The organism is Pelagimonas sp., from assembly GCF_058892305.1.
This window is the reverse complement of record NZ_JBZXVN010000006.1, coordinates 1-25,057: the sequence shown is the minus strand read 5'-3', so window position 1 is coordinate 25,057 and position 25,057 is coordinate 1. Positions and strand designations below refer to the sequence as shown.

General features: G+C 55.3%; 27 protein-coding genes and 1 tRNA gene. 17 read left to right on the top strand and 11 right to left on the bottom strand.

Features of this window, described 5'->3' with window-relative positions; all coding sequences use genetic code 11:
• Positions 1-63: 63 nt before the first annotated feature.
• The 7 genes from ahbB (AC5EFR_RS02615) (at position 64) to AC5EFR_RS02585 (ending at position 4,709) form a co-directional block, all read left to right on the top strand.
• Positions 64-1,056, top strand: coding sequence for a siroheme decarboxylase subunit beta (ahbB, locus tag AC5EFR_RS02615; protein WP_493574409.1), 993 nt, complete (start codon positions 64-66; stop codon positions 1,054-1,056).
• Complete coding sequence (locus AC5EFR_RS02610; RefSeq protein ID WP_493574408.1) at positions 1,056-1,529, top strand: Lrp/AsnC family transcriptional regulator; 474 nt, start codon at positions 1,056-1,058, stop codon at positions 1,527-1,529. Before ahbB (AC5EFR_RS02615) ends, AC5EFR_RS02610 begins: the two co-directional genes overlap by 1 nt.
• The gene (gene ahbB / locus AC5EFR_RS02605) at positions 1,526-2,011 is read left to right on the top strand and encodes a siroheme decarboxylase subunit beta (protein ID WP_493574407.1); all 486 of its coding nucleotides are present in this window, start codon (positions 1,526-1,528) and stop codon (positions 2,009-2,011) included. Before AC5EFR_RS02610 ends, ahbB (AC5EFR_RS02605) begins: the two co-directional genes overlap by 4 nt.
• A 3-nt stretch (positions 2,012-2,014) precedes the next feature.
• Positions 2,015-3,238: a heme d1 biosynthesis radical SAM protein NirJ gene (gene nirJ, locus AC5EFR_RS02600; protein ID WP_493574406.1), complete on the top strand. Its 1,224-nt coding sequence runs from the start codon at positions 2,015-2,017 to the stop codon at positions 3,236-3,238.
• Between the two features lie 122 nt (positions 3,239-3,360).
• Positions 3,361-4,059, top strand: coding sequence for a CbiX/SirB N-terminal domain-containing protein (locus tag AC5EFR_RS02595; RefSeq protein WP_493574405.1), 699 nt, complete (start codon positions 3,361-3,363; stop codon positions 4,057-4,059).
• Positions 4,059-4,289: a hypothetical protein gene (locus AC5EFR_RS02590; protein WP_493574404.1), complete on the top strand. Its 231-nt coding sequence runs from the start codon at positions 4,059-4,061 to the stop codon at positions 4,287-4,289. Before AC5EFR_RS02595 ends, AC5EFR_RS02590 begins: the two co-directional genes overlap by 1 nt.
• Positions 4,290-4,388: 99 nt before the next feature.
• A complete protein-coding gene (locus AC5EFR_RS02585; protein ID WP_493574403.1) occupies positions 4,389-4,709 on the top strand; it encodes a hypothetical protein in 321 nt (106 codons plus the stop codon).
• 314 nt (positions 4,710-5,023) lie between these two features.
• Here the strand turns inward: AC5EFR_RS02585 and AC5EFR_RS02580 are convergent, their stop codons facing one another.
• Genes AC5EFR_RS02580 through AC5EFR_RS02570 form a run of 3 tightly spaced genes read right to left on the bottom strand, consistent with a single transcriptional unit; the run spans position 5,024 to position 6,605 of the window.
• The gene (locus tag AC5EFR_RS02580) at positions 5,024-5,863 is read right to left on the bottom strand and encodes an SRPBCC family protein (protein WP_493574402.1); all 840 of its coding nucleotides are present in this window, start codon (positions 5,861-5,863) and stop codon (positions 5,024-5,026) included.
• Positions 5,860-6,204, bottom strand: a complete 345-nt coding sequence (locus AC5EFR_RS02575; protein ID WP_493574401.1) for an ArsR/SmtB family transcription factor — start codon at positions 6,202-6,204, stop codon at positions 5,860-5,862. The genes AC5EFR_RS02580 and AC5EFR_RS02575 overlap by 4 nt, the downstream gene beginning before the upstream one ends.
• Complete coding sequence (locus AC5EFR_RS02570; protein WP_493574400.1) at positions 6,201-6,605, bottom strand: cupin domain-containing protein; 405 nt, start codon at positions 6,603-6,605, stop codon at positions 6,201-6,203. Before AC5EFR_RS02570 ends, AC5EFR_RS02575 begins: the two co-directional genes overlap by 4 nt.
• 173 nt (positions 6,606-6,778) lie before the next feature.
• On the opposite strand from AC5EFR_RS02570, the gene AC5EFR_RS02565 reads away from it, so the two are divergent.
• Entirely contained in the window at positions 6,779-7,255 is a 477-nt protein-coding gene (locus tag AC5EFR_RS02565; RefSeq protein WP_493574399.1) for an MmcB family DNA repair protein, read from the top strand.
• A gap of 65 nt (positions 7,256-7,320) precedes the next feature.
• Here AC5EFR_RS02565 and AC5EFR_RS02560 read toward each other — a convergent pair whose 3' ends face one another.
• Together AC5EFR_RS02560 and AC5EFR_RS02555 are read right to left on the bottom strand one after the other, a co-directional pair.
• Entirely contained in the window at positions 7,321-7,497 is a 177-nt protein-coding gene (locus tag AC5EFR_RS02560; RefSeq protein WP_493574398.1) for a hypothetical protein, read from the bottom strand.
• 266 nt (positions 7,498-7,763) lie between these two features.
• Positions 7,764-7,952, bottom strand: a complete 189-nt coding sequence (locus tag AC5EFR_RS02555; protein ID WP_493574494.1) for a DUF6324 family protein — start codon at positions 7,950-7,952, stop codon at positions 7,764-7,766.
• A gap of 93 nt (positions 7,953-8,045) precedes the next feature.
• On the opposite strand from AC5EFR_RS02555, the gene AC5EFR_RS02550 reads away from it, so the two are divergent.
• The gene (locus AC5EFR_RS02550) at positions 8,046-8,537 is read left to right on the top strand and encodes a GNAT family N-acetyltransferase (protein ID WP_493574397.1); all 492 of its coding nucleotides are present in this window, start codon (positions 8,046-8,048) and stop codon (positions 8,535-8,537) included.
• Between the two features lie 64 nt (positions 8,538-8,601).
• Positions 8,602-8,678 (top strand) — tRNA-His (locus AC5EFR_RS02545).
• Positions 8,679-9,094: 416 nt separating this feature from the next.
• Here the strand turns inward: AC5EFR_RS02545 and AC5EFR_RS02540 are convergent.
• Positions 9,095-11,557, bottom strand: a complete 2,463-nt coding sequence (locus AC5EFR_RS02540; RefSeq protein WP_493574396.1) for a calcium-binding protein — start codon at positions 11,555-11,557, stop codon at positions 9,095-9,097.
• A 144-nt stretch (positions 11,558-11,701) separates the two neighbouring features.
• Here AC5EFR_RS02540 and AC5EFR_RS02535 point away from each other — a divergent pair, with 144 nt between their 5' ends.
• Entirely contained in the window at positions 11,702-12,250 is a 549-nt protein-coding gene (locus tag AC5EFR_RS02535) for a helix-turn-helix transcriptional regulator (protein WP_493574395.1), read from the top strand.
• Positions 12,251-12,416: 166 nt separating this feature from the next.
• Here AC5EFR_RS02535 and AC5EFR_RS02530 read toward each other — a convergent pair whose 3' ends face one another.
• Positions 12,417-12,701, bottom strand: coding sequence for a DUF2218 domain-containing protein (locus AC5EFR_RS02530; RefSeq protein ID WP_493574394.1), 285 nt, complete (start codon positions 12,699-12,701; stop codon positions 12,417-12,419).
• 132 nt (positions 12,702-12,833) lie between these two features.
• Between AC5EFR_RS02530 and AC5EFR_RS02525 the strand changes: the two genes are divergently transcribed.
• The 6 genes from AC5EFR_RS02525 to AC5EFR_RS02500 all read left to right on the top strand — a co-directional run bounded on the left by AC5EFR_RS02525 (position 12,834) and on the right by AC5EFR_RS02500 (position 20,977).
• The gene (locus tag AC5EFR_RS02525; protein ID WP_493574393.1) at positions 12,834-13,724 is read left to right on the top strand and encodes a siderophore ABC transporter substrate-binding protein; all 891 of its coding nucleotides are present in this window, start codon (positions 12,834-12,836) and stop codon (positions 13,722-13,724) included.
• 15 nt (positions 13,725-13,739) lie between these two features.
• Complete coding sequence (locus AC5EFR_RS02520) at positions 13,740-14,690, top strand: ABC transporter permease (RefSeq protein ID WP_493574392.1); 951 nt, start codon at positions 13,740-13,742, stop codon at positions 14,688-14,690.
• Positions 14,680-15,624 (top strand): iron chelate uptake ABC transporter family permease subunit, encoded by a 945-nt coding sequence (locus tag AC5EFR_RS02515; protein WP_493574391.1) that lies wholly within the window; start codon positions 14,680-14,682, stop codon positions 15,622-15,624. The genes AC5EFR_RS02520 and AC5EFR_RS02515 overlap by 11 nt, the downstream gene beginning before the upstream one ends.
• Positions 15,621-16,373 (top strand): iron ABC transporter ATP-binding protein, encoded by a 753-nt coding sequence (locus AC5EFR_RS02510; RefSeq protein WP_493574390.1) that lies wholly within the window; start codon positions 15,621-15,623, stop codon positions 16,371-16,373. The genes AC5EFR_RS02515 and AC5EFR_RS02510 overlap by 4 nt, the downstream gene beginning before the upstream one ends.
• A 331-nt stretch (positions 16,374-16,704) precedes the next feature.
• Positions 16,705-18,654: a TonB-dependent receptor domain-containing protein gene (locus AC5EFR_RS02505; protein ID WP_493574389.1), complete on the top strand. Its 1,950-nt coding sequence runs from the start codon at positions 16,705-16,707 to the stop codon at positions 18,652-18,654.
• A gap of 370 nt (positions 18,655-19,024) precedes the next feature.
• The gene (locus AC5EFR_RS02500; RefSeq protein ID WP_493574388.1) at positions 19,025-20,977 is read left to right on the top strand and encodes a TonB-dependent receptor domain-containing protein; all 1,953 of its coding nucleotides are present in this window, start codon (positions 19,025-19,027) and stop codon (positions 20,975-20,977) included.
• A gap of 61 nt (positions 20,978-21,038) precedes the next feature.
• Here the strand turns inward: AC5EFR_RS02500 and AC5EFR_RS02495 are convergent, their stop codons facing one another.
• From AC5EFR_RS02495 to AC5EFR_RS02480, 4 genes are read right to left on the bottom strand one after another with little or no spacing between them, the layout of a single operon-like run.
• Positions 21,039-21,818 carry a heme ABC transporter ATP-binding protein gene (locus tag AC5EFR_RS02495; RefSeq protein WP_493574387.1) on the bottom strand — a complete coding sequence of 260 codons (780 nt, stop codon included), beginning with the start codon at positions 21,816-21,818 and terminating at the stop codon, positions 21,039-21,041.
• Between the two features lies 1 nt (position 21,819).
• Positions 21,820-22,899 carry a FecCD family ABC transporter permease gene (locus AC5EFR_RS02490; RefSeq protein WP_493574386.1) on the bottom strand — a complete coding sequence of 360 codons (1,080 nt, stop codon included), beginning with the start codon at positions 22,897-22,899 and terminating at the stop codon, positions 21,820-21,822.
• Between the two features lie 4 nt (positions 22,900-22,903).
• Positions 22,904-23,779, bottom strand: coding sequence for a heme/hemin ABC transporter substrate-binding protein (locus tag AC5EFR_RS02485; RefSeq protein WP_493574385.1), 876 nt, complete (start codon positions 23,777-23,779; stop codon positions 22,904-22,906).
• Positions 23,776-24,846, bottom strand: a complete 1,071-nt coding sequence (locus AC5EFR_RS02480) for a hemin-degrading factor (protein WP_493574384.1) — start codon at positions 24,844-24,846, stop codon at positions 23,776-23,778. Before AC5EFR_RS02480 ends, AC5EFR_RS02485 begins: the two co-directional genes overlap by 4 nt.
• Between the last annotated feature and the right edge of the window lie 211 nt (positions 24,847-25,057).

Genomic DNA, 25,057 nt, shown 5'->3' with positions numbered 1-25,057 from the left:
ACCAACCTTTTGGCGACAACCCCGCTCCCTTTCAATCTTGTTTCCCAAAAGGAGAGCGTCGTCATGATCTCTCGTCTTGATCCAATTGACCAACGATTGCTGGATGAGTTTCAGCGTGATTTCCCGCTGATCTCCCAACCTTTTGTCGACATCGGAAAGGCGATGGGACTCAGCGAATCCGACATTCTTAGCCGCCTTGAGGCTTTGCAATCGGCGGGTCGCATCGCGCGTGTTGGCGGCACTGTTCGGCCTAACACCGCCGGCGCGTCGACCTTGGCGGCCATGTCCATTCCCGAAGAGCGGCTGACCGAAGTCGCGGCACGGGTCGGTAATGAGGCCGGGGTCAATCACTCATATTTGCGTGAGAATGCTTGGAACCTATGGTTTGTTGCCACAGCTCCGAATGTCACCGTGCTTAAAGATAGCCTAGACGCCATTCGCGCCGATACCGGGCTTGCGGTCTTGGACCTACGCTTGCGTCGTCCGTTCAATATCGACCTTGGTTTCCGCCTTTCTGGTGCCCGCGAAACCACGCCACGTCGAGGTGACGCAGATATGTCTGTATTCCAAGAAAGCGATCGCCCGTTATTGCACGCCATGTCGCAAGGCCTGCCGCTGGTGGCGCAGCCCTTTGCGGCACTTGCCCAAAAACTGAATCGTACAGAAGACGCCGTCATCACCCGGTTGGACATCCTCTACCGTGCCGGATTGCTAACCCGCATTGGTGTCATTGTTCGGCACCGTTCCGTTGGGTGGTCGTCTAACGCCATGGTGGTTTGGAAAGTCCCCCAAGACCGCATGATCGCCGCCGGCGAGGCCCTTGCCAAACATCCCGGTGTGACCCTGTGCTATGAACGTGTTACGGTTCCAGGTGTCTGGGATTACAGCCTTTATTCAATGATCCACGCACGGTCGCGAGGCGAAGCACAGGCCATTCTGAAATCTGCATCTGCCTTGCCTGAGCTGGCGGGCATCGAGCATCAACCGCTCTTCTCCGTCCGTTGTTTCAAACAGACCGGTGCGGTGTTGCAAGATCGACGAGAAAGGGCTGCCTGATGCGCCGCAAACCCTTAGCCCCCGACGCGCTGGATGACATTGACCGGCAATTGATCAACCAATTGCAAGACGGTTTTCCACTGTCCAATCGCCCCTTTGCCGAGGTCGGCGAGGCGCTGGGCACCGACGAAGACGATGTTCTGAAACGTCTGGCCCATCTGCGTGAAATCGGAGCGATCACCAGGTTCGGGCCGTTTATCGACGCCGCTGCGATGGGCGGGGCGTTTTGCCTATGTGCCATGGCGGTGCCGGAGGAACGATTCGAAGAGGTCATGACTTTGGTCAATGCCCACAAGGAGGTGGCGCATAATTATGAACGTGCCCATCACCTGAATATGTGGTTCGTTTTGGCCTGTGACCAACCGAGCGGTATTGACGAGGTGGCGGACCGGATTGAGGCGGAAACCGATATCGAGGTGAAGCGCTTTCCGAAACTCAAAGAATTCTTTATTGGCTTCAAGGTCTCGGCATGACAATTGAAACGATTGACCGCAAAATCCTCACCGCTACCCAAGGTGGGCTCCCTTTGACGGCACAGCCCTATGCCGAGGTGGCGGGCTGGCTTGGCCTCGAAGAAGCTGAGGTAGTGTCGCGTATCCAAACAATGATCGACAGTGGCGTTATCCGCCGGATTGCCGTTGCGCCCAATCATTATGCGCTGGGCATGGTGGCCAATGGCATGTCGGTTTGGGACGTTGATGATGCCGTGTCCGAAGAGTTGGGGGCACAGGTTGGCGCGCTCGACTTTGTCAGCCATTGCTATTTGCGCCCGCGTGCCCTGCCGGAATGGCCCTATAACCTTTTTGCGATGCTACATGGGTCGACCCGAGACGAGGTTGAGGCACATCGCGCCGAGGTGATTGCCATTTTGGGCGATGCCTGCCGATCCAACGATATTCTCTATTCTACGCGCATCTTGAAAAAGACCGGGATGCGCCTGACCAAAGGACGCTGAGCTATGTTCCGCCTTTCCCAATATATGCAACAGCTTAAGACCCCGACACCGGTACGTGTGCGCCGTGGATCGGGCGGGGTGAAACCGGTGGTGATCTGGAATATGACCCGGCGCTGCAACCTGAAATGCCGCCACTGTTATACAACATCGGCCGATGTGCAGTTCCCCGGAGAGTTAAGCCACGATCAGGCGATGGGGGTTTTGGATGACCTCAATGATTTCAAAATCCCGGCGCTGATCTTGTCGGGGGGGGAACCCTTGTCGCGGTTTGATTTCTTTGATCTGGCCAAGCGTGCGCGGGAATTGGATTTCCGCTATCTGGCGCTCTCGACCAATGGCACCAAACTGACCGGCGACGCGGTGGCCAAGGTGGCCGATCTGAACTTTGACTATGTCGGGATTTCCATCGACGGCGTCAAAGATTTCAACGATTGGTTCCGCGGCCAAGAAGGCGCTTATGACGAAGCGCTTCATGGCATTCGCGAATGCAAAAAACGCGGTATCAAAGTAGGCCTGCGGTTCACCATCACCGAAGACAGCGCCCATATGTTGGACGATATGCTTGATCTCTGTGACGCGGAAGGGGTTGATAAGTTTTACCTTTCCCATCTTGTCTATGCCGGTCGAGGTGACAAGCACCGTGGTGACGATACCGAACACAAACGCACCCGCAAGGCGATGGATACATTGATCCAACGCGGTTGGGATGCGATCCAAAACGGCAAGCCGCTTGAGCTTGTGACCGGGAATAACGACGCGGATGCGGTGTATTTCCTGAAATGGGTCCAAGAGAATTTCAGCGCCGAACAAGCCGCTCAGGTGCAATCGCATCTTGAGGCTTGGGGCGGAAACTCCTCCGGTTTGGGAGTGGCGAACATTGATCCGCTAGGCCGGGTTCACCCCGATACCTATTGGTCCGATTACACAATCGGTAACGTCAAATCGACACCCTTCACCCAGTTGTGGACTGGCGATGATCCGATGTTGGCAACCTTGCGCCAACGCCCGCGTCCGCTCAAAGGGCGCTGTGGCGAATGTGCTTTCAAGGACGTCTGCGGTGGCAACACCCGCATACGTGCCCTGCAAGTTACCGGTGATCCATGGGCCGAAGATCCGGCGTGTTATATGTCAAACCAAGAGGTCGGTATTGACGAACACGTTGGCGATGGCGTTGTCGTGACCCCATTCCGCGGCAAACGTCACGATCCCAAACACCAGTTCTTGTGACATCGGCGATGGCCTCATCGCTTCCTGTGTCGCCTGTGGCCGTTTCGCAGGTGACAATTGGCGTTGATGCGCGACACGCGGGGGCTATATCCTTTGGCGACGCAGTGAAAAAGAGCCTCGCAATGACCAAGACCGCCCTGATCGTAACCCATGGCAGCCCCTCTGATGCCGAGACACAGGAACAGGCCTTGGCCGATCTGGCGCAAAAGGTTGCCGGGTTCCTACCGGGGTGGGATATTCGGAGTGCCACTTTGGCGGCTCCGGGGCGGTTTGAAGAGGTGTTAGACGCCATGGATGGCCCTTTGGTCTATCCCTATTTCATGGCACAGGGCTATTTCACCGGTCGTGTTTTGCCCAAACGTTTGGCCGACTACGGCCTCTCGCCAATGCGCCCATTTGGTGTGGACCCGGCGTTGTTGGATGTGGTCGAGGCCCGGCTTGTGACCTGTCTTCGAGACAAAGCGTGGCAAGCGGATGAAACCGCACTTTTGGTGGCGGCCCATGGGTCCGCGGTGTCCAAACGAAGCGCAGACGCGGCCAATGATTTCGCGGCGGCTCTCCAGGAACGTCTAAAGTTTCGCGATATTCGCACCGGATTTGTCGAAGAAGAACCGTTCTTGGAACCGATGGCCAAAGGATTGGGACAGGCGATTTGCCTGCCGTTTTTTGCGCTAGTCGCCGGCCATATGATCGAGGATGTGCCAAACGCACTTGCCGCCGCCGGTTTTGACGGGCCGGTGTTGCCATCCTTTATAGATTGGTCCGAAACGGCCCAAGTGATTGCGCAGGCTTTGCGCATAGAACAAGAGGAGGCAGCGTGATGCAGCTTCGCCAAACAACACTAAAATTGAAACTGATCCTGTACCCGTTTGTTGCCGCTGCCGTGGCGATCAACCTGTTTATGCTATTCTTGCTCGGGCAGGCGGTGGGCTTGCCGATCATGTCATCATTGACGGCGCTTCTCATCTCAATCCCACTTGGCATTCCGGCAACCTATCTCACGGCGCATTGGGTCCAAGGGTTGATCAATGAGGGCGAAGGCCGCGCGTAATCGCGAGGCCAAGGCGGCCAAAGGTCGACAAACCGCTTTGGCTTGCTTTTGGGCTGGGAATATGTATTCTATTTGCAGAATGTCTTGGAGGGCGTTTAGATGCCAGGTTTGATCAGACTCTATATACAACAGGTCATAACGGGCTTTGGCCTTGCGGCGTTGTTTGTTGGGATGTTGCTTTGGATGAACGTTGCCAATCTTGGTTCGTTGATCGGCGCGTCTGATATTGGCTGGGTCGCAGTTGTCATGCTCTGGGTTTTTAACGGCATCGTTTTCGCCGGGGTGCAATTTGCGATTGTTATCATGCGCATGGAGGGGCGAGACCCGTCTGGTGGGAAACGCGAACCTCGGGTGACCGGCGAACGCGCGCACGTAAAGGTTGCCGAAGAAAAGCGTCCGGAGATGCTCGGTCGCAAATAGTTTTCCGACAGCGAAAACCATGTAAACCGGTTCCAAAAGGGGCCGGTTTTTTGTTGGGTAGGTCGGTTAAAAGTGAGGTAAAACCGTGCTTGGCGAGGTCAACTTGCCGCCGCCTGTCTATGTGGAAAAGCGGCGGGAACCAAGTCTACCGTGTGGGTCGTGCATTCCCGAGGACCTGTATATACAGGTGGGTGCCAGGTAACGAAGCCACGGCAACGACAGAGCCAGCTCCCTCGGATTTGCTTAAGGCCACCGGAATGGACCCGTTCACGCGTAGTATAGAACCCGCCAAGCCCTGACATAGGGTAGGGGGATCACGCCGACAAGGGCTGCTTGTCCTCGGGGGACGCAGTTTGCCCAGAAAGATGTGCCAAAAGCGAGCTTTCAAAGAAATGCTGCCAGCCTCGGGTGCAAACATCATTGCAGGCAAGCTGGGGCGTCAGGCCCAGATGTGATAGCGTGATGCGGGACCCGTCGCCATCCGGCAGGATTTGCCAAATCAAGGACGTCCCTTGCCACTCAGTGGTATCAGCCACGTCTTCAATGATCATATGGGCCTCTGTGCAGGTCCAGACATAGGTGCCATCACGGGTACCAAAGTCAAAGCTGACATGCGAATTTCCAAACCGAACGGTCGCACCGGTTGGCGTTTTTTCAACCCGTGTTGACCACCAAATGTCCATCTCGTCGAAAATGGCTTTGCGGGCTGCCTCCAGTGTGGCGGGGGTCCGAATGGTCGCGGTGTAATCGTCGCCCATGGCGTGAAGATGGCCAAGAAACCCGTGCCAGCCCTTGTCGAGCGCAAGGACAAGGCCATAGCCCTCACCGTCGTCGGGTAGGCCAGAGTGTTCGAGCGTTAGCTCAGTGCCGCCGGGGGCCGGGGCCAGACGCCAATCAACGGTCGACATCATGCCTTGCATTGGACCAACGGTAAAGCTCCAGCGCATGTGTTCGTGCGGCGTGGCCTTTTCAACGGTGCCCCAGCACATGCGTTCGCCATCGGCCGCAGAGAGAAGCGTATAGGGGTGTCCCTCGCGCAGATCGTCAGCGGCGGGATGGAACCATTTTCCCATCAACTCGGACTTGGTAAGATGATCCCAAACGATGGTTGGCGAGGCGGGGAGGAAGACAGTTTTGCGAAGTGTTAGTGTCATTCTTTGGTCTCCAAATCAGAAAGGGTCTCATGCAGGGCGGATAGATGGCCGTCCCAGAAGGTTTCGAAGTAATTCAACCAGTTAACGACGGGTTTGAGCGCGTCTGGGTTCAAAGACGATAGGGTTTCCCGCCCGGATCGGCGCATTTGGATCAGGTTGCCATCTTGCAATACAACCAAGTGTTTTTTCACAGCGGCGCGGGTCATGTCACAATGGGCGGTGATCTCAGCCAAGGTCATTTCGCGGGCTGACAAACGGCGCAAAATGTCCCGGCGTGTCGGATCGGCAAGGGCGCGAAAGACCGGTTGCAGGTCGGGCGCGGGGGTGAGTTGCGCGCTCATGGCGTCACCGGAATAAAGTCAAAGGCCCCGTCTTGATAGAGCAGAGTCACACAGGGTTCTTCCGGCACGCAGGACGAAATATGCGCAAGGTTCGCAGGGATTTCATAGTAGCCACCCGGACCAATGCGCGTGGCGCTGACGGGGTCTTGGTCGGCGGTGACGTGGGTCATTTCACCCGACACCATCAAGCCAATCATCGCAGCCGATTTGGTATGTGCGGGGCTTTGCACTCCTGCCGGAAGGCGCACCATTGCAAAATAAGGTTCACGCATCCGATCACCGCGCAATGGGGCAAACCCAACCCCTTGGGGTGTCTGTGCCCAGTCAAATGACTCGGAAGGGATGAGGGTGATGTCGGCTAGTACCGCGACCGGCGCTTGGGCCAAACCGAAGACAGTCATGAGGATGGGCAAAAGGCGGGGCATGTTGGCTTTCAATATGATTCCATTTGGTATCCTATTGATAGGGTGCCAAATGGTATCCTGTCAAGGGGCAAACTTTCTTACCCGCTCATCTGCTATACGGTTTGGGGTGTTGGCTTGTCTTTGTTCATGAAATGTTCATATTGTTTGCCATGGATACGCGCGGACTGTCAGAATTCGAAAACATGCAACCCGGTCAGGTTTTGGCACGCGGCGTGGCGCGGCATTTGGCCAGCCTTGGCTATGCAACGATTGAGGAATTTGTTCCTGATCGTGGTTTGCGCGTTGATGTCATGGCCCTTGGGCCTAAGGGGGAGCTATGGATTGTCGAGTGCAAATCCAGCCGCGCCGATTTTATGAGCGACGGCAAATGGCAGGGCTATTTGGAATGGTGTGACCGCTATTTTTGGGCTGTGGATCAGGATTTTGATGTCGATTTGTTACCAGAGGACACCGGCCTGATCATCGCCGATGGCTATGATGCGGAAATTTTGCGTATGTCCCCCGAAGACAAATTGGCCGGGGCGCGGCGCAATAAGCTTGTCCGGAAATTCGCCTTTCACGCAGCGCGACGGTTGCAATCCCTGCGTGACCCTAGGCTTTCAGGGCTTTTGGGGGCAGGAGACTAGGGCCGGTTTTTGTAGCAACGCGGCGTGCCGACCAGAGCACGGAGGGATCGCCGCCAAACTATAGCCTAAACCGGTGTACCGGCGCTTTGGGTTTTTTCACGCCAAGCGATCATAAGCGCCGCGATAAGTAAGCCAGCCACGCTAGACAGTATCAGCGGTATCAAACTGCCTTCGGATTTTGGCGCAAGCGCAAAGCCAGCAAAGACCCAGCAGAAGAGATTGGCGATTTGCGCCGGTGTCATGGCTTTGCTGAAACGGACCAAAAAAAGGACGGTGAGCGCGCAAACGAGGACGGCCTCGGAAATGGACCGATAGTGATCCAAGAGTCTTAGGGCCGCAAACGACTGGGTCGAGGCGCTGTAGCTAAAAAGCGTCCTCCGGCCTAAAGTGGTTTTGTGAACAGCTATAGGTGATCTGCCTTGAGATTGCCAAACAACGCCGAATGACCAAAAAACGTAGCAAAAGCGACAATGAAACCAAAGAGGTAACGCAGGTGGCGGGCAACCATTTAGGTTTTGACTTTGCGTGCCGTCGCGATTGCCGATTTTAGCTCTTCGATGATTTCGTCGGCTTCTTCGGGGTCAAAATCCATGGGGATTTCCATGTCACCGGCGAAAATGAACAAGCGGATCATGCCCTGATCCGTCGGGCCAATTTGAAGGTTGGCTTCAATCTCGCGTTCGGTGTTGATACCCATGGTCTTATCCAATGCTGTTTGGCCCATACTGCGGGGTTCAGGGGGTAAAGCCAAGAGGCTTGAGTTGCAAGCGTACAGCGGTAAGTTTGAGATATGGATATAGAATTGAAACACCTCGGACCCGGTGACGCAGAATGGTTGGTTGACCAACATGCCCGGGCCTATGCCGCATCAGAAGGGTTTGACGATTCCTTTGGTGTCTTGGTCGCGCAAATTCTGGCGGATTTTGAAGCAGGACATGATGAAACCTGCGAACGGGCATTTGTAGCGTGGTCAGGGAAAAGGCGACTTGGGTCGGTCTTTTGTGTTCGCGTGACGGATAAGATCGCCAAATTGCGGCTTTTCTATTTGGTTCAAGAGGCACGAGGGCATGGGGTTGGGCAACGCCTGTTGAACGCTTGCATGGATTTCGCCCAAAGTGCGGGCTTTGAACAGATGCAACTTTGGACCCACGCAAGCCACAAAGCGGCCTGTGCCCTATATGCGAAAAACGGATGGCAGCTCCTGAGTTCCAAGCCGGTGCACAGCTTTGGGGTCGATCTGGTCGAGCAAGCTTGGCAGATCGTTTTTCCCCTGAAAGTGTGATATTAAATTTCTGGTGGATTCGCTCTTGCATTCAAATAAGGCTGGGGGTAAATCCACCGCCAGTGCCGCCTTAGCTCAGTAGGTTAGAGCGCCTGATTGTGGATCAGGAGGTCCCCCGTTCGAGCCGGGGAGGTGGTACCATCAATCCCATGACATTATTGGTTTTTTAGCGACTTCCTGTGGCATGGTTTTGTGTCGGTTCCCTCGGAGTTCCCTCAGAGTTCCCTCGACCTCATTTTTCCTTGGATTCGCGCCCGAGTGCTTGTTGCGCCGCTTTGCGAGGGCTCCTAAGATCGACCTGCGCTTGACCTTTGTCAGTGCACTTAATCGGGTGTCGCGAATTTGCACTCTGGAAACCGCAGAGATCAGGCGCAAGCATCGACGCCTCGCAACCTGACTTCTAATCATCATTAAACCGACTGCGACATATAGGGGGTTGCCGCTTGCATCGGCTTAATCGACGCTTGTCTCGATTTGAAACCTATCAGCTCAGCCTGTACATCGCGGCCCCCCCCGATGACCGGACTGAGCGCCCTCAGATCTTGGCAAATCCATTCTTAGAACAAGAAATCACTGGCCGAGAGCACCTCAACACCATCCAACATCACCGCGAAGTCAGCGCCAGACTCTCCACCTAGGTTAACCATCATCAATCCCAGTCCTTCATCAAACCACACTTCGCCCAAAGCACCCGTTGGGGCGGTCACATAGGTCAATCCGGGTGAGAGAGCAGACAAATCCAGAATGTCTTGGCCCGCTGTGAAATCCACAATCCGGTCCATTGCCCCCATCGCCGGGCTGTCCGATGAATTTCTAAATACAAACATATCGTTTCCGGTTCCGCCGGACAATGTGTCTTGTCCCGCTCCACCAATAATTCTGTCTGCGCCGGACCCACCAAAAATCGCGTCATTTCCGCTGCCGCCTTCAAGCGTATCAGAGCCGCGATTGCCCGCCACAAGGTCATTCGACGCGCCTGAATAGATCCGATCATTGCCGTTGCCACCGCGCAGGAGATCAAAACCCTCCCGGCCCAACAAAAGGTCGTTTTGGTTGCCTCCGGATATCAAGTCGTCGCCAGTGCCGCCATTTATTGTGTCATTTCCGGCGTTTCCATAAAGCGTGTCGTTGCCGTTGCTGCCGTCCAAGCGGTCAAAACCCGCGCCGCCTGACAAAACGTCGCGTCCGCCTCCGCCAAACATGCGGTCGCTGCCGTCTCCGCCCAGCATGAAATCATTGCCTGCGTTACCGGCCATCAAATCAGCGCCATCACCGCCTTCCAAGCGGTCGCTGTCAACGCCGCCCTGGAGAGTGTCATTTCCGATTTGCCCTTCAATTGTGTCCGCGCCACCGGCCCCTGCAATCCGGTCAGATTGCGATGATCCGATGAAAATGTCATCCAGTTCGGACCCTGTTTCTGAACGCCCAACCGCAGCAAGAGCGGTTGGGTCAGACGCACCGTTGAAGACCATACTTCCGGTGTCGATGTCCGATGCCTCAATGCCAATTAACTCGATGGCTCCGTAAGACGAGGAAATCAAAGCGTGGCCCTGAATGCTTGTCGAGATCGAAATATTATGCGATTGCAATGATTTGATTTCGCGAAAATCCAAAATGTCGTCTTCTGGATTGAAATCGAGGATGACATCCGTTGTTGTGCCTCCGTCCTCTTCATCTTCGAAAATGAACCGATCAGATCCGCCGCCTCCCAGCATAAGATCATTCCCCAACCCGCCGTAGATCAAATCATTGCCGAGCGTTCCCAAGACAATATCATTTCCACCGGCATCCGGTCCGTTATGCACAGAATAGGTAAAACCATCGCCTTCTAGCATCGAGATATGGAAAATCCCGGTCGCACCAATGCCGAAGTCAACGCGTTCAAGGGCATATTGATCGCCTGAAAAATGATTTTCGACCCGAACATGCCCCTGCAATAACGGGGTGGAGCTGTTTCGATACGTCAAAACAAGATCGGTGTCCGAGCGTTGGATGTTGAGGCTTCGGATAGCCTCATAGAGTGTTGAATACTCGGAAAACGTGACTTCATCCATATTGTGGGTCAGCCAGCCCGTCGTGATCACTGCTGCATCACCATTGTCGCGAATGGTGTCGCTGCCTGATCCATCCGATGCGACAAGATACGTGTCACCCCCGTTTCCTCCGACCAAAAGGTCGTTGCCGGTGCCAGTTGAAATTGTGTCGTCTCCGTCGCCACTTACAACCGTGTTGTTGCCATTTCCAGCGTTGATCAGATCGACGCCGGCGCTGCTTGTGATCCGGTCATTGCCATCTGCCGCAGTGATGGTATCGCTGCCTTGGCCGGTTGTGATGTGGTTGTCGCCTGCGCCTGCATCGATCCGGTTGCCACCGTTTCCGGCGGAAATGCTGTCATTGTCCGCCCCGCCGAAAATCATGTTGTAACCTTCACCGGCATCGACAAGGTTATTGCCGTCTCCAGTGAAAATCGTGTCATTGCCGTCTCCGGCAAATACGGTGTCGTTGCCATCGCTTGCCCCGATGAAGTCGTCCCCAGCCAGCGCCATGATACTGTCGGCAAGAGAGGTCCCCGCCAGAATATCATTGTCGAGGGAGCCTAAAAAACTGTCAGCCAAACGATACTCAGTTGTTCCAAATTGCAAGATTTCGACCGGAGAGCCGTCATAATGGTCGACGATTTCTATGCTCAAGGGGCCATAACCTGGTTTGCGAAATCGGTACGGTTTGCTGGGCAAGGTGATTTCGAGATTGTCGCCAATGCGCGCGACGGTTGCCCAAGATTGGTACCCGAAGGACGCTGAAGAATAGAGCCCTCGTCCTCCTGAAATGGTATCGACAGCACCGTCGCCCCCCTGATCCCAAATAGAAACTGTTGAACCGCCGCTGCCTTGCCACAAAACGTACTCATCCGCGCCGTCCGCTCCGGTGAGAACATCAACGCCGCCCAAAGACGTCAGGGTGTCATTCTCTGATGTGCCGACAAGGGTGTCATTGCCAGAAGTGCCCAAGATATCAGCCATTCCACGTCCTTTAATTCCTTTGGGTGTGGAAATTCCTTAGGGTTGCTGTAAATTCGCTGTCAATGAAGCGTGCATAAGCATCTGCTTATTTCACTATGGGTCCGCACTTGTTTCATTAAAAATCAATAGCTTGGTGGGGGCGGAATGCCTAGGCGTTTTTGGAGAGAGCTTGCTGGATCGAAAGGGCGGGGCATCGGGCTACGTGTCTGGATTCTTGCTGTTCTTATCATTCTACAAGCGGCCAGCGCCCTATTCTTTGTGGATGATGTCGTCGCGGACTACCAGGCCATCGGAATGGATCCTCATACAACCTATGAAGCGACTGCAGTTCTCGCCTTGGTTGTTGGGGTGGTGTTCGGTGCCTTTGAGATGGTCCGGTCGGTGACGCGCTGGGTGCGGGCTGAAACGACTTTGGATCAAACCAGAAAAGCATTTTCTGAATTGGTCTTGGAGCGGTTCGAGACTTGGCAATTGACCAAATCTGAATCGGAGGTCGCTTTGTTGACCTTGAAGGGATTTGATTGCGGCGAGATTGCCACTTTGCGCAACACAGCGGATGGCACTGTTCGCGCCCAACTCTCACGCATTTATGTGAAATCGGGTATGGGGAACCGAGGTCAGTTTGTGTCGGTCTTTATTGATCAGCTGCTGGACAGCGATGCCCATGCCGATACATTTGGGAAAATGCCATAGCAAAGTCGTTCCCCTGTGTGCCACCGTTTGGTGTGAGCGGATGTCATTGCCAGCTCAATAACTTGCCGGTTGCTGCCCAGCTGCTGGGCGGGTGCTAAGGGTCCTGCCCGATAAGGGGCAAATCAGAACTCTTGCCCAGGCAGCAAGGCATATTGGACGGTGCCGGTTACAGGCTCCAATCCATGTGTTTGAAATCTTCACGAAAAGCAAAACGCTCAAGATGGCTGTCGATGACATTGCGCGCAGGGGTCACGGCGTCTTGGTCCTTTAAAGCAAAGCGGACGGTCAGGCCCGCGTCATCTGCGCTAAGAAGGGCCTGACCCATTGGAAAGTTACAGGTGCCTTCGGTGTCACTATGGCTCACCTCGATCTTGTGCGCGAAGTGTTTGCAAAGCTGTTGCAGGTATTTGGAACCGTTTGGTGTGGCGAATGTTCCAGTTAGCTCAAACATGTGGAGGTCCTTATCTGATAGAAAAAGTCAGTTAATACTGGACTCGCCTTTTTCAAGCGCTTAATCAAGCCCTGAAATTTATAACGCAAAGCCAGCCCTCAGGTCAGCCATGCGACAAAGCAGGAGTTAAATATGCTCAAGTCGCTCGCCTTGTCCCTGTCTGTGATGGCCACTTTGGCCCAGGCTGAAACCGTCTCGGTCGAGACCTATACCGGCATCGTCGATGTGCCGCTAGCGCCGGAAAAAATTGCCGTTTTTGATGTGGCTGCGCTCGATACACTTGCTGCGCTCGACGTGTCCCCCGATGGCGTCGTGGGGCCGATTTATGTAACGTATCTGGATGAGGCCAAGGCCGGTGCGGCCTCTGTTGGCTCTTTGTTTGAGCCCGATTTTGAGGCCGTGGCAGCAATGGCTCCGGACCTTATTATTGCCGGTGGTCGGTCCGCCAAAGTGGCCCCAGACCTGGCCAAGATCGCCCCAACCGTCGACATGACGATCTGGGAAGACACCATTGGCCAGGGCCTGGCCCGCCTAGATGCCTATGGCAAGATCTTCGGCAAAGAGGCAGAGGCCAAAGCGCTCAGCGAGGCCTTTGACGCCAAATTGGAAGCCACCAAAGCGTTGGTGGCCGATCAAGGCTCTGCTATGATCGTTATGACCAACGGGCCCAAAGTGTCGGCCTATGGTTCTGGTGGCCGCTTTGGATGGTTACACACGGCGTTGAATCTCTCCGAGGCGGTGCCCGAGGTGGAAAAAACCACCCATGGCGAGGCGATTAGTTTTGAGTTCATCCGTGATGCCAACCCAGACATCTTGATCGTTGTGGATCGTCTGGCCGCTATTGGCCGCGAAGGTGAACGTGCTGCGGCGACCTTGGACAACGAGTTGGTCCATCAGACAAAGGCCTGGAAAAACGGATCAGTGATCTTTCTCGATAGCGGCCCGCTTTATATCGCGGGTGGCGGCATCCAGTCTATGACCAAGACCCTAGATCAGATTTCTGCGGCGTTTTCCGGAAGCTGATTTATGACCAGAGGCATGGCGGGAACAGTTGGGCTTTTGGGCCTCTTGGCGCTCGCCATGCTGTCGTTATTTGTTGGGGTGATTGACATGTCACCCCTCGATGTGTTGCGTGACCCCGATGCGCTGCGTCTGGTGGTGCAAAGCCGCTTTCCCCGAACCATTGCCGTGATCATAACCGGCGCCGTTCTGGCGATTTCGGGCACGATCATGCAACAAATCCTGCGCAATCGCTTTGTCGAACCGATGACGGCGGGAACCGGGCAGGGGGCTGCTCTTGGCATCTTGATTGCGACCGTTGTGATGCCCGCGGCCCCACTTTTGTTGCGCATGACACTGGCCTCGGCCACGGCACTCATTGCAAGTCTTGGGTTCTTGGCCATCGTGCGGCGGTTGCCGCCAACCCAGCCGCTGCTCACCCCTTTGGTGGGGATGGTCTATGGCGGTTTGCTTGGGGCGGCAGTGACGTTTTTTGCCTATCAATATGACCTGCTGCAATACATCGACGTCTGGATGTCGGGTGAATTTTCCGGTGTCTTGCGAGGGCGCTATGAGCTGCTCTGGATTGCGGCGGCGGTTGGCGCATTGACCTATCTGATTGCTGACCAACTGGCCATTGTTGGGCTCGGGCGCACGGCGTCGGTCAACCTTGGTCTGAACTACATACAGGTTGTGCTTTTGGGCTTGGTGGCGGTTTCAATCGTCACAGCGTTGACGGTTGTGACCGTTGGCATGATCCCTTTTGTCGGGCTTGTTGTCCCCAATGTCATTTCGCGCCGTTTTGGCGATAACCTGCGCGCGACCCTACCCATTGTGGCCTTGATGGGGGCGGGGCTGGTGCTTGTTTCTGACATATTGGGGCGGCTGTTGCGCTACCCGTTCGAAATCCCGGTGGGCACAGTCTTTGGCGTGATCGGGGCGGTCGTTTTCCTTTGGCTGCTGTATGCGGGGCCGCGTCATGCACGCTAGGCGGATGTGGATTTTGATCGGCGTCTTGGTCCTGTGTTGCGCGGCGTTTATGACCTTGGGCGCGCGGGGCAATTGGGGGTTCGTTCTACCGTTTCGCGGTGCAAAGCTGGGTGCGCTATTGGTTGTTTCGGTGTCGGTTAGCACCGCAACCGTTCTATTTCAGACAATCACCCAGAACCGGATTTTGACGCCGTCAATCATGGGGTTTGATGCGCTGTTTGTCTTGCTTTTGACCGGCGCGGTATTTTCGCTTGGCGGGCAGGGCTATGTGCAACTGCCGCCTGTTGCGGTGTTTTTGGTGAATGTCGCGGCTTTGGTGGCCGCGTCTTTGATCCTCTTTGGGACGTTGTTGTTTCAGGCGCGCCATGATTTGATGCGGATGATCCTGACCGGAATTATCTGCGGAACATTGTTTCGCTCTCTGACCGGCTTCATGCAGCGAATGATTGATCCCAATGAATTCGCGGTCATCCAGGTCTCAAGCTTTGCCCGTTTCACTCAAATCGACACCGACCTACTTGGGATTGCGACGGTCCTATTGGGGATCGCGCTTTTGGCCTGTTGGCGGATGCGGTTTCGTCTGGATGTTCTGGCACTCGGCCATGACGCGGCGACAAATCTGGGTGAAAACCCGCGACGCGGCCAGATCGAAGCGCTTGTTCTCATTGCGGTTCTTGTCTCGGTGTCGACGGCTTTGGTTGGCCCGGTGGCCTTCCTTGGGTTGTTGGTGGTTTCGATTGCGCATCTGATCACCCCAAGCCCCTATCATCGCGTACTTTTGCCCTCTGCTGCCTTAATCTCGGCGATCACCTTGGTGGGCGGGCAAACGATTATGGAACGGGTGCTACAGCTCTCAACTCCGCTGTCTGTTGTTGTCGATGTCTTGGGCGGCGTTGTTTTCCTTGTCTTGCTGCTAAAAGGAATGAACAAATGATTTCCATCTCCGAGGTCTCTTTCCGCTACGGTCCCACGCCGATTTTGCACAACGTGACGTTGGACATTCCTAAGGGCGGGATCACGGCCTTGGTTGGGGCCAACGGGGCGGGGAAGTCGACATTGTTGGGGGGGATCGCGCGCCTTTTGCCGTTACAGAGCGGGGCGATCAGCGTGGATGGACTCGATGTGACAACCACAAAAAGCGATGTCTTGGCGCGTAAACTGGCGATTTTACCACAGTCTTCTGAGGCCGCACCCCGGCTAACAGTGCGCGAGCTGGTCGGATTTGGCCGCTATCCGCATCATAAGGGGCGGCCCGGGGCACAGGATCTTGCCCAAATTCAGAACGCATTGGAGGCCTTTGACCTTGTCGCGCTTGCCGATCGTGCGCTTGATAGCCTGTCTGGCGGGCAACGCCAGCGCGCGCAGGTGGCGATGACCTTTGCCCAGGATACGGACTATGTGTTGTTAGATGAACCCCTTAACAATCTTGATATTGCTGCCAGCCGCTCTCTTATGGCGTTGCTACAAGGTTTGACCCGCGATCATGGTCGGACCATTGTTACGGTTCTGCATGATATCAACTATGCCTGTGCCTACGCGGATCACATGGTCACTCTGTCACAAGGGCGTCTGGGTCCTTGTGGTGCCCCAAGTGACATCGTGTCTCAAGACCTGCTGGCTGAAATTTTCAACACAGATGCCGAGGTCCTTCGGCATGAGGATCGGGTTTTGGTTCAAGTCTAAGAAACGCATAAGTTTGGTTAAATCAGATGGAATTGATTTGGCTGAACGAAGGGCTCCCAAAGGCCCGTTTTCAAAGGGGTGTTTGTAAGGGATCTCTTTGTGAGTTCGGGCTGCATGGGCCTCAATTTTTGACGAAATACATATTATCTTCAAGTTCTTAACCTAGGCTTCGCGCGGGTGGTTTTCCAAGAGAATGATCAAAAAGTGACGTGGGAATATAGCGCCTAGGCCTTGTACTTTTTGGTCTGTCATTCTACAAAACGCTCATTCAAAACAGCCAGATTGACGCCTGGTCGGCGCTGTCCAGCAAAAGCTAAAATGGGACAGCACGATGAATCGTTCACTCAAGGGGCTTTTGCTCCTATCTACGTCTTTTGCCTGCGGGCAGGCAATTGCTCAAGAGACATCCCCAATGGACCTTGGTGTGATCCGTATCGAATCCGATGCGGCACAGGACCTGTTGGGAAATGCCCACATTACCGAAGAAGAGCTTGAAGAGCGCAATCCTGCGACGATGAAAGACGTCTTTGTTGGTGAATCCTCGGTCTCTGCCGGCGGCGGGGCTGCGATCGCACAAAAGGTATTTGTAAACGGTATCGAAGAAAGCCTTCTAAGCGTTACAATTGACGGAGCCCGTCAGAACAAATCGGCCTTTCACCATACCGGGAACGTCCTTCTTGATCCGTTCATGCTAAAATCCGTCGCGGTGAGCGAAGGTATTGCACCGGCAGATGCAGGGCCAAGCGCTTTGGCTGGCGCGATTGCCTATACGACAAAAGACGCACGCGAGCTCTTGGCTGAGGGGGACAATTTCGGGGGGCGCCTGTCTCTTGGATACGACAGCAACTCCGAAGGCTGGCGTCGATCACTTGCTGTTTTTGGTCGCCAAGGCGGATTTGAGTGGCTGCTCAGTGGGACACAGCACCAAAGTGACGATTATGTTGATGGTGGTGGGAAGACAGTTGCCGGCACCGAAGCGGATCTGAGCGACTATATGGTCAAACTCGCTTTTACTACGAATGAGGGCAAGCGTCTGGCATTTACGGCGTCTGAAACCGAAGACACCGGCCTACGGTCCGCCCAAGCGGGGCCCGGTGGCATCTTGTTTACACGGCCTGATTTCGCCGAAGTTGTGGGTGTCGCCAATCTTGCCACGCCAGCGTTGTCGCGCCGTTTGTCTTATACCTTCACCTACACAGATGAAAACCCGTCCGACGTCTTTTCGCCAACTGTTCAGGTCAGCTACAACGAGCAGGAGATTGATGCGTCAGGTGTCTGGGGGGTAAACTCAAGTTTTAGCGGGACCGTTAGAAACGAATGGCTCCTTGGGAACGGCTCTCTCACCGCCGGACTTGATTTTTTCCATGATACCGCAGAAGGCAAAGGCCGTGGCCCAGGGGCGTTTGCGTCCTCAGGCAAGGAAGAGCTGCGCAATATCGGGATGTTCTTTCAAGCGCGTCAAGATCTGACAGAGCGCCTGTCGGTGTCCTATGGCGCGCGCTATGATTGGCAATCTTTCAAGGGGGCCGACGGGTCCGAATTTGAGGATGGCGGCCTAAGCGTCAACGGAGCGATCGACTATCTTCTGACTGATGTCTGGTCTTTGAACGCCGGTCTGGCAAGCAGCTGGGGCGGGTATGAGCTGGGCGAGGCCGCTTTGGTCAACTTTGGCACTCCCTGGAGCTACGATGATCTCCATGCGTCGCGCGCAAACAATGCCCGCATCGGGGTGCGTTTTGACAATGGCGTTTGGACGGCGCAAGGGGCGCTATTTTACACGGCTGTCAATGATATATCTTCTGTCTTGCCGTCCAACGGGCAACGTGGCGGGGCCGCAGATTTGGTGTCGCGCGGATTTGATGGGTCAATAGGCTACACAGCCGACAGAGGCTTTGCCAAGCTCAACTATACCTACGCCGATGTCGAACTCGACAATGAGGTCGTGGGAACCACGGCATATTATTTGGGCCGCCCGATGGGGCATGTCTTTGCCTTAGAGGCCGGGTATGATGTCTCGGACGAGTTCGGGATTGGTGCCAATGCAGAGATTGCGTTGGACAACGATGACACCGATGTTTCGCTAGCGGGCTACGAGGTTGTGAACCTGTATGCGACCTACTCACCGCGAAAAGTTGAAAACCTTGAGGTTCGTTTGGATCTGCGCAACGCTTTTGATGAGACCTTTGTCTCCAGAAGTTCGGACGGGATCGATTCCTCGCGGGTGGTTGCCTTGAATGAACCGGGGCGCGCAATTTCTTTGACCGCGTCGTTCAATTTTTGACGCAAGCGGCCTTGTGGCTGGGTTTGGGCATGGAATATGTCGGTTAACCCGGCCACAGGTTGGAAAAGACGGCCGGTTGCGAAACTTTGATTTTTCGTGGCCGGTACATGACACACAAGCGAGACCCGTTCGACGCCTCTATGGCAGAGGCATGTCGGCAGCGAGGTCAGATGTATAGGTATTGAACCCCCATATTTGACCAAGGTAAGCGACCGTTTTGTTGCGCAAATGGCGCGATTGGGCACAGGGCAAACAATTATTCCGATGGTTATTATCAAGTTTATCGGAGTGTGTTTAAGCAGACCATCGGCAGCGACCGCTCTAGGGCTCAGCGACCTTTTCCTGATACCTAACTGAAAAGAGCTCGTTCATGTACAAGACCCTGTGCGGGATTGTCGCCCTGAGCAGTGCAAATGCTGCCTTTGCCCAAGTTATCCCCTTTGAAACCAATGCCATCTATCTCGGCACCATTCACCTTGAAGGTGGTGAATTCGATAACAAAGACGTCGATTCCGAAGAGCTAAGCCGCCGTAGCCCGGCGGATCTTGCGGACGTGTTTCGATCTGAACCGACCGTGACGGTTGGCGGATCACAGGCGGTGTCCCAAAAGCTCTATGTGAATGGGATCGAAGAGCCGAGCCTCAACGTCACAATGGATGGTGCGCGCCAGAACAACAAAATTTTCCACCACAATGCCACCAACTACATCGACCCCGGATTGCTCAAAGCTGTGCGCGTCGATCCGGGTGTCGCGCCTGCTGATGTGGGTGCCAACGCCTTGGCCGGGTCCGTGGCCTACGAAACCTTGGACGCCCGTGATCTATTGACCGAAGGCGACAATTTCGGCGGGCGTGTTCGTTTGGAATATACCTCCAATGGTGCCTCCTTTGGGACGAGCCTGACCCTTTTTGGCCGCTCAGGCGGGTTTGAGGCGCTGGGCTATCTGAAATATGCCGATGGAGACGACCAAATCAACGGGGCGGGCGATGATATTCTCGGATCAAGCACAATGCTTCAGTCCGGGTTGCTCAAGTTTGGCTATACCACCCAGAGCGGCTATCGCTTTGAAGTCTCGCATGAAAAAGTTCAAGATGCTGCTGTCCGTCCATTTCGGGCGAATATGCAGGATGATGGCGGCGGGCGTTTCCCTGCGACGCGCACCTATGATCTGACCCGGCAAAACACCGTGGTGAGCATTAGCCACGACACCCCCACGGACATGTGGGATCCGGAATTGATGTTGGGCTATAGCGTGACCGATTTGGACACGTCCTATGATGAGTCCAAGCAATTTGGCCGGGCCGATAGTTTTAGCGCCGTGTTCAAGAACACCTTTAGCCTGTCGTCTGGTACGGTGACTGCCGGGATCGATTTCTACAATGATGTGTCCGAATTTGATGATCGGGCTGGGTTTGCTACCGATGAAAAAGCGCGCAACACCGGTATCTTTGCCCAAGCGCGTCTAACACCGACTGACCGTACGCGTCTGTCCTTTGGTGCGCGCTACGACTTTCAACAATTTGAAGGCGTTGGCGGACATACGTCGGACAACAGCGGGCTATCGTGGAACGTTTCTGGCGAATATGCCCTGTCTGATGATGTGACCGTAAGTGCCGGTTACTCCCACGTTTGGGGCGGCATTGTTCTTGCTGAACCCTATATCCAGAATCCGGGCTGGGACTACGACGGCGAAGAGATTGATCCGGCCACCGCGCAAAACGTGTTTCTTGGCGTGAACGGGACAATTGGGGCTTGGACCTATGGGGCCAAGGTTTTCAAAACCGAACTTGAAAACGCGCGGGCCGCCTCTTGGCGTGGTGGTCATGCCATAACCACTAATGTGACATCACAAGGGTACGAGCTGTCGCTTGGCTATAATTGGGGGGACGGTTTTGCCAACCTCGCCTATGCGGATATTCGGGGCGAAAGCGAAGGGGATGCGGTGAGTTCCTACCCCGGCAATTATCTGATAATTCCGGTTGGTCGAACGCTGACTTTGCAGGCTGCTCATACCTTTGGCGACATTGGTGTAACCATCGGTGGGGATGTCGAACACGCCTTTGAGCTTAGCGATACCTTTGATCCATGGGCCGCTGATGGCGACGCTGCGACGATTGACGCCTACACGGTTGCCAACGTCTATGCGGATTGGACACCACGTCAGGCGAATGGCTTGGTGATCCGGGCCGAAGTCAACAACCTGTTTGATGCGGACTATTCGGCACGCGGAACCTATGGGCTGGATTACACCCACTATGAGGATTTCGAACCGCTGACCGAGCCGGGCCGCTCCCTGCGTGTGAGCGCGACCTACAACTTTTAGGGTGTTTTAAAAACAGAACCAGCCCGGTGTCTCGGGCTGGTTTTCCCGCTTGTTCTTGTCTCTAGGCGATGGCGGTTTGGGGCAACACAAATGGGGTCGTACCGGATGGAACACGCCCCACAGACAGCGCGCATTTATACGCCGAGCTTAGGTTTTGATCTGTCAAAACATCAGCGACCGGGCCGGAGGCGCGGATAAAACCACCGGTCATCAAGGTGATTTCATCGGAAAACATCGCGGTTAAGTTCAGATCATGCATGACGGCAATAACGCCGCCGCCTTTGCGCGCAAAGTCGCGTGCCAATGACATGACCTGAAGCTGATGGGCAATATCCAGAGCGGACACTGGTTCATCTAGGAAAAGCCATCGCGGGCCGTCTTTGGCCATGGGTTGCCAAACCTGCGCCAAAACCCGCGCCAATTGCACCCGTTGTTGCTCCCCCCCGGACAAATTCTGGTAAGGTTGGGAGGCATAAGACGATAGCCCAACCTTAGCCAAGGCCGCCATGGCGATCGTATCACATTGCCCTGAGGTGCTTTGATGCAACCCGATCTCGACAACTTCGAGGACCTTAAAGGGAAAGGCGAGCGCGCTGGCTTGGGGAAGAACACCGCGCATCGCCGCAAGTTGCCAAGGGCGCAGCGATTGAATGTTGACTCCGTTCATGGTGACCGTGCCCAAATAGGGCAAATCCCCGGTCAGGCTTCGCAAAAGCGTGGTCTTGCCTGAGCCGTTTGGCCCGACAATTGATGTGAGATGCCCCGGTTTGGCGGCAAAGTTAAGCCGGTTCAGAACGGTCTTTTTCCCAAGTGACACCGTGAGGTTGGTCGCAGTCAGCATGTCATAAATCCACAATGCCCCGCTGTCGCAGCAGGATCCACAAAAAGACCGGAGCCCCAATGATCGCGGTTACGATCCCAATAGGGAGTTCGCCCGGTGCGATGATGGTTCGGCTGATCATATCGGCCAGAACAAGCAAGGAGGCACCCAAAAGGGCCGCATTTGGCAAGAGAGGGCGGTGATCGGGGCCGCTGAATAATCGCAAGAGATGGGGGACCACAATCCCGATAAACCCAATGCCGCCCGCGACGGCAACCGCGGCGCCAGTGGCGGCAGCAACCGTTAAAACTGCGCGGTTTTTGAGCCGCTGGACATCAATCCCAATGTGGTGGGCGGTGGCTTCGCCTAATGCCAGAGCGTTTAATCCCCGGCCCAGAAATCCGGCACCAAAAACCGCAAGCCCCATGATCGGTCCCGCCACCCAGAGTTTGGTCCAGCTGGCCCCCGCCAAGGAGCCCAACCCCCAAAATGTCAGGTCTCGCAACTGATTATCATCGGCCATATAAACCAGAATACCCGTCGCGGCCCCGGCCATAGCGGCCAATGCGATCCCGGCCAAAAGCATGGTCGCAACCGATGTGCGCCCATGGCGCGTGCTCACCTTGTAAAGCAAGATCGTCGTTGCCCAGCCAAAGACAAAAGCGGCGATGGGAATGAGGTGCTTGCCCGCAATATCCTGAAGAAAAACCGGAAGGAGCGATCCAAGGACAATCGCCAGAATGGCCCCAAGGCTCGCGCCGGCGCTGACGCCAACGATGCCCGGTTCGGCCAATGGATTGCGAAACAACCCTTGCAAGACGGCCCCCGATGTCGCCAATGCCGCACCAACACAGAGCCCCGTCAAAAGGCGTGGCAGCCGTATATCGAACAAGACCACGCGCTCAACACGGCTAAGCTCTTGGTTGGTGAGCCATTTCAACGTGACATCGACCAAAGACATATCCGTTGCGCCCGTGCCTAAACTGAGCACCGACACGACCATCACAGACAAAACCAACCCCAAGCGCAGGGTGTTCACGCGGTTGGGGAAGGGGGCTTTGGTTGGCGCGTGGGGGGGCGTTTGGGTGATCTCGGCGCTCATCTTGTCAATCTTGATAAAGCGCTTGGTTCAACTCGGTGATAGCCTGCGCCGTACGTGGCCCGAACCCGAGCAGTTTCAGCCCATCCATTGTGACCAATGCCTGCTCCTGCGCCGCGGGAGTAATGGCCAGTGCCGGGAGCGAAAACAGGTCCTGAGCCGTCATTGCGTGCCCCCGCGCCATCATCAAGATCACATCAGGCGCGGCGGCGGCGGCCGCTTCGTCGGTGAACGGTTTGTAGCCCGTTAACCCGTTGATTGCGTTGACCCCTCCTGCCAATTTTATGATCGCATCGGCGGCGGTGTTTGACCCGGCAACCATCAATTTGCCCTCACCTGCATTGAGAAGGAACATCACCCGTTTTGGTGTTTGGGCTTGGGAATTTGCGACGGCGCTTTCCAAGGTTTGTGTCACGGTGTCCGACAACGCCTTGGCCTTGTCAGGCACTCCAAGGGCATCGCCGACAAGGGTGATTTTTTGGACGATGGCCTTGGTATCAAACCCCAGTGGTACAGACACAAATTCTACATCTGCGGCGCGGATCACATCTAGGGTCTCTTGTGGTCCCGCGCCCTCTTCCGCAAGGATAAGGGTCGCGCCGGTCGACAAAACGCCTTCGGGTGATAAGGCCCGCATATAACCAACATCCGGCAAGTCGGTTGCCGCATCTGGAAAGGTCGATGTCGTGTCACGCGCCAAAAGCCGATGCCCCTGATCCAATGCATAGACGATTTCAGTCACCGTACCGCCAACCGACAGGATGGTGGCGTGCGGGTTCTCGGTTTTTTGATGTTCCTGAGCGCTTGTGCTCCAAGCAATGGCCGCCCCAAAAAGCGCGACGAAAACGCCGACACCCCCGGCCAAGGCGCTTTTGCCGGTCATGCCGAGACACCTTCAAGTGCGGGGAGGTCAGCAACGATCTTGTTCCATTCCGCGCGGCTATCACGACCTTCAAAACCAACGCCAAAAGCTTGGAAAATTAACGCGCCGCGATTGTCAAAAGCCTCGACCGAAATGGCAGGGCCGCGTCGTGTTGGTTTGGTCACCGCCCAAACTTCGGCGACATGATCTTCGCGCAGATGCATGTCAAATCCGGGATCTAGGATGTTTTGCCATGGGCCCATTTGTTCCAGTCGGCCAATCGGCCCGCTGTGGATTTCGATGCAGCCCTGATTGCCAACAAAGAACATGAATTCGATGCCTGCCGCCTGCACATCTTCCAACATCGTGGTGACGGCCTGCGGGGCCAATTGGCGAACAAAGGGCGCATCCGCGATGCGATAGGCCCCAAGACGGTTCATGCGAAGCTTGGCACAAAGCCGTAGGAATTGATGGGTGTCGGTCAAGCGCTCCCATTCCGCCAAAAGCACATCGCGCTTTTCAAGGTTTGACTTGGCGGGTTCAACGGGTTTTCGAGGCGAAACGGCGATTGTTTGGCTCGGGTCTTTTAGGTTCAGCCCCCCAACAAATCCCGGCCATGCATCGTGGTTTGACTCTGGCCTCAGATGGATTTTGTGAACCGCGTCGCCCGCGGCGTCAAAGATTTGGATGGACCGCTTAGGGCCCTTATCCGTCTGTTGCTCAAGTGCGAAGGCATGTTTCCAATGGCTTGGGAAAAACCGCAAGTCGATGGTCTTGGAAAAGATCATCGAGGCGTGATCACCTGGACGGTAATCAACATAGCGCCCGACCTTTTCGATCACGCAACTGTCGTTGCGGGTGAGGGCCATGACGTTGCCCAAGGCTTCGACTTCGGGGATGAGCAGATTTGGATGGGCTTCGATCCGCGTGGCACCAAAGCCGACATGCGCGGCGACAAGCTGCGCTTCGGAAATGCCAAGCTGGTCCGCCAAATCTCGGGGGCGTTTGTTTGATGTATTCTGCGCCTCTCGAAGGTCTTTGGGTCGAATATCTTCAGAGCGAATTTCTTGGGGGGTCGTGTCAGCCATATGCGTGCCTTGTTTTGAAGGACGGCTGGCATGGCACCCGAGAATGACAAAGGGTGCGGGGCTGGCATGTATCTGATAGAAATAGTCGGTTAAATCGGGCGTCGCAAGATGTTTGTTTCACCTTACCATATAAGCGTAAATGAAAAGGCGCGTTTGGCACCCGCCGGCGGTTTGGGAACGCGACCAACACGGCGAATGGCCGCCGCTGCCT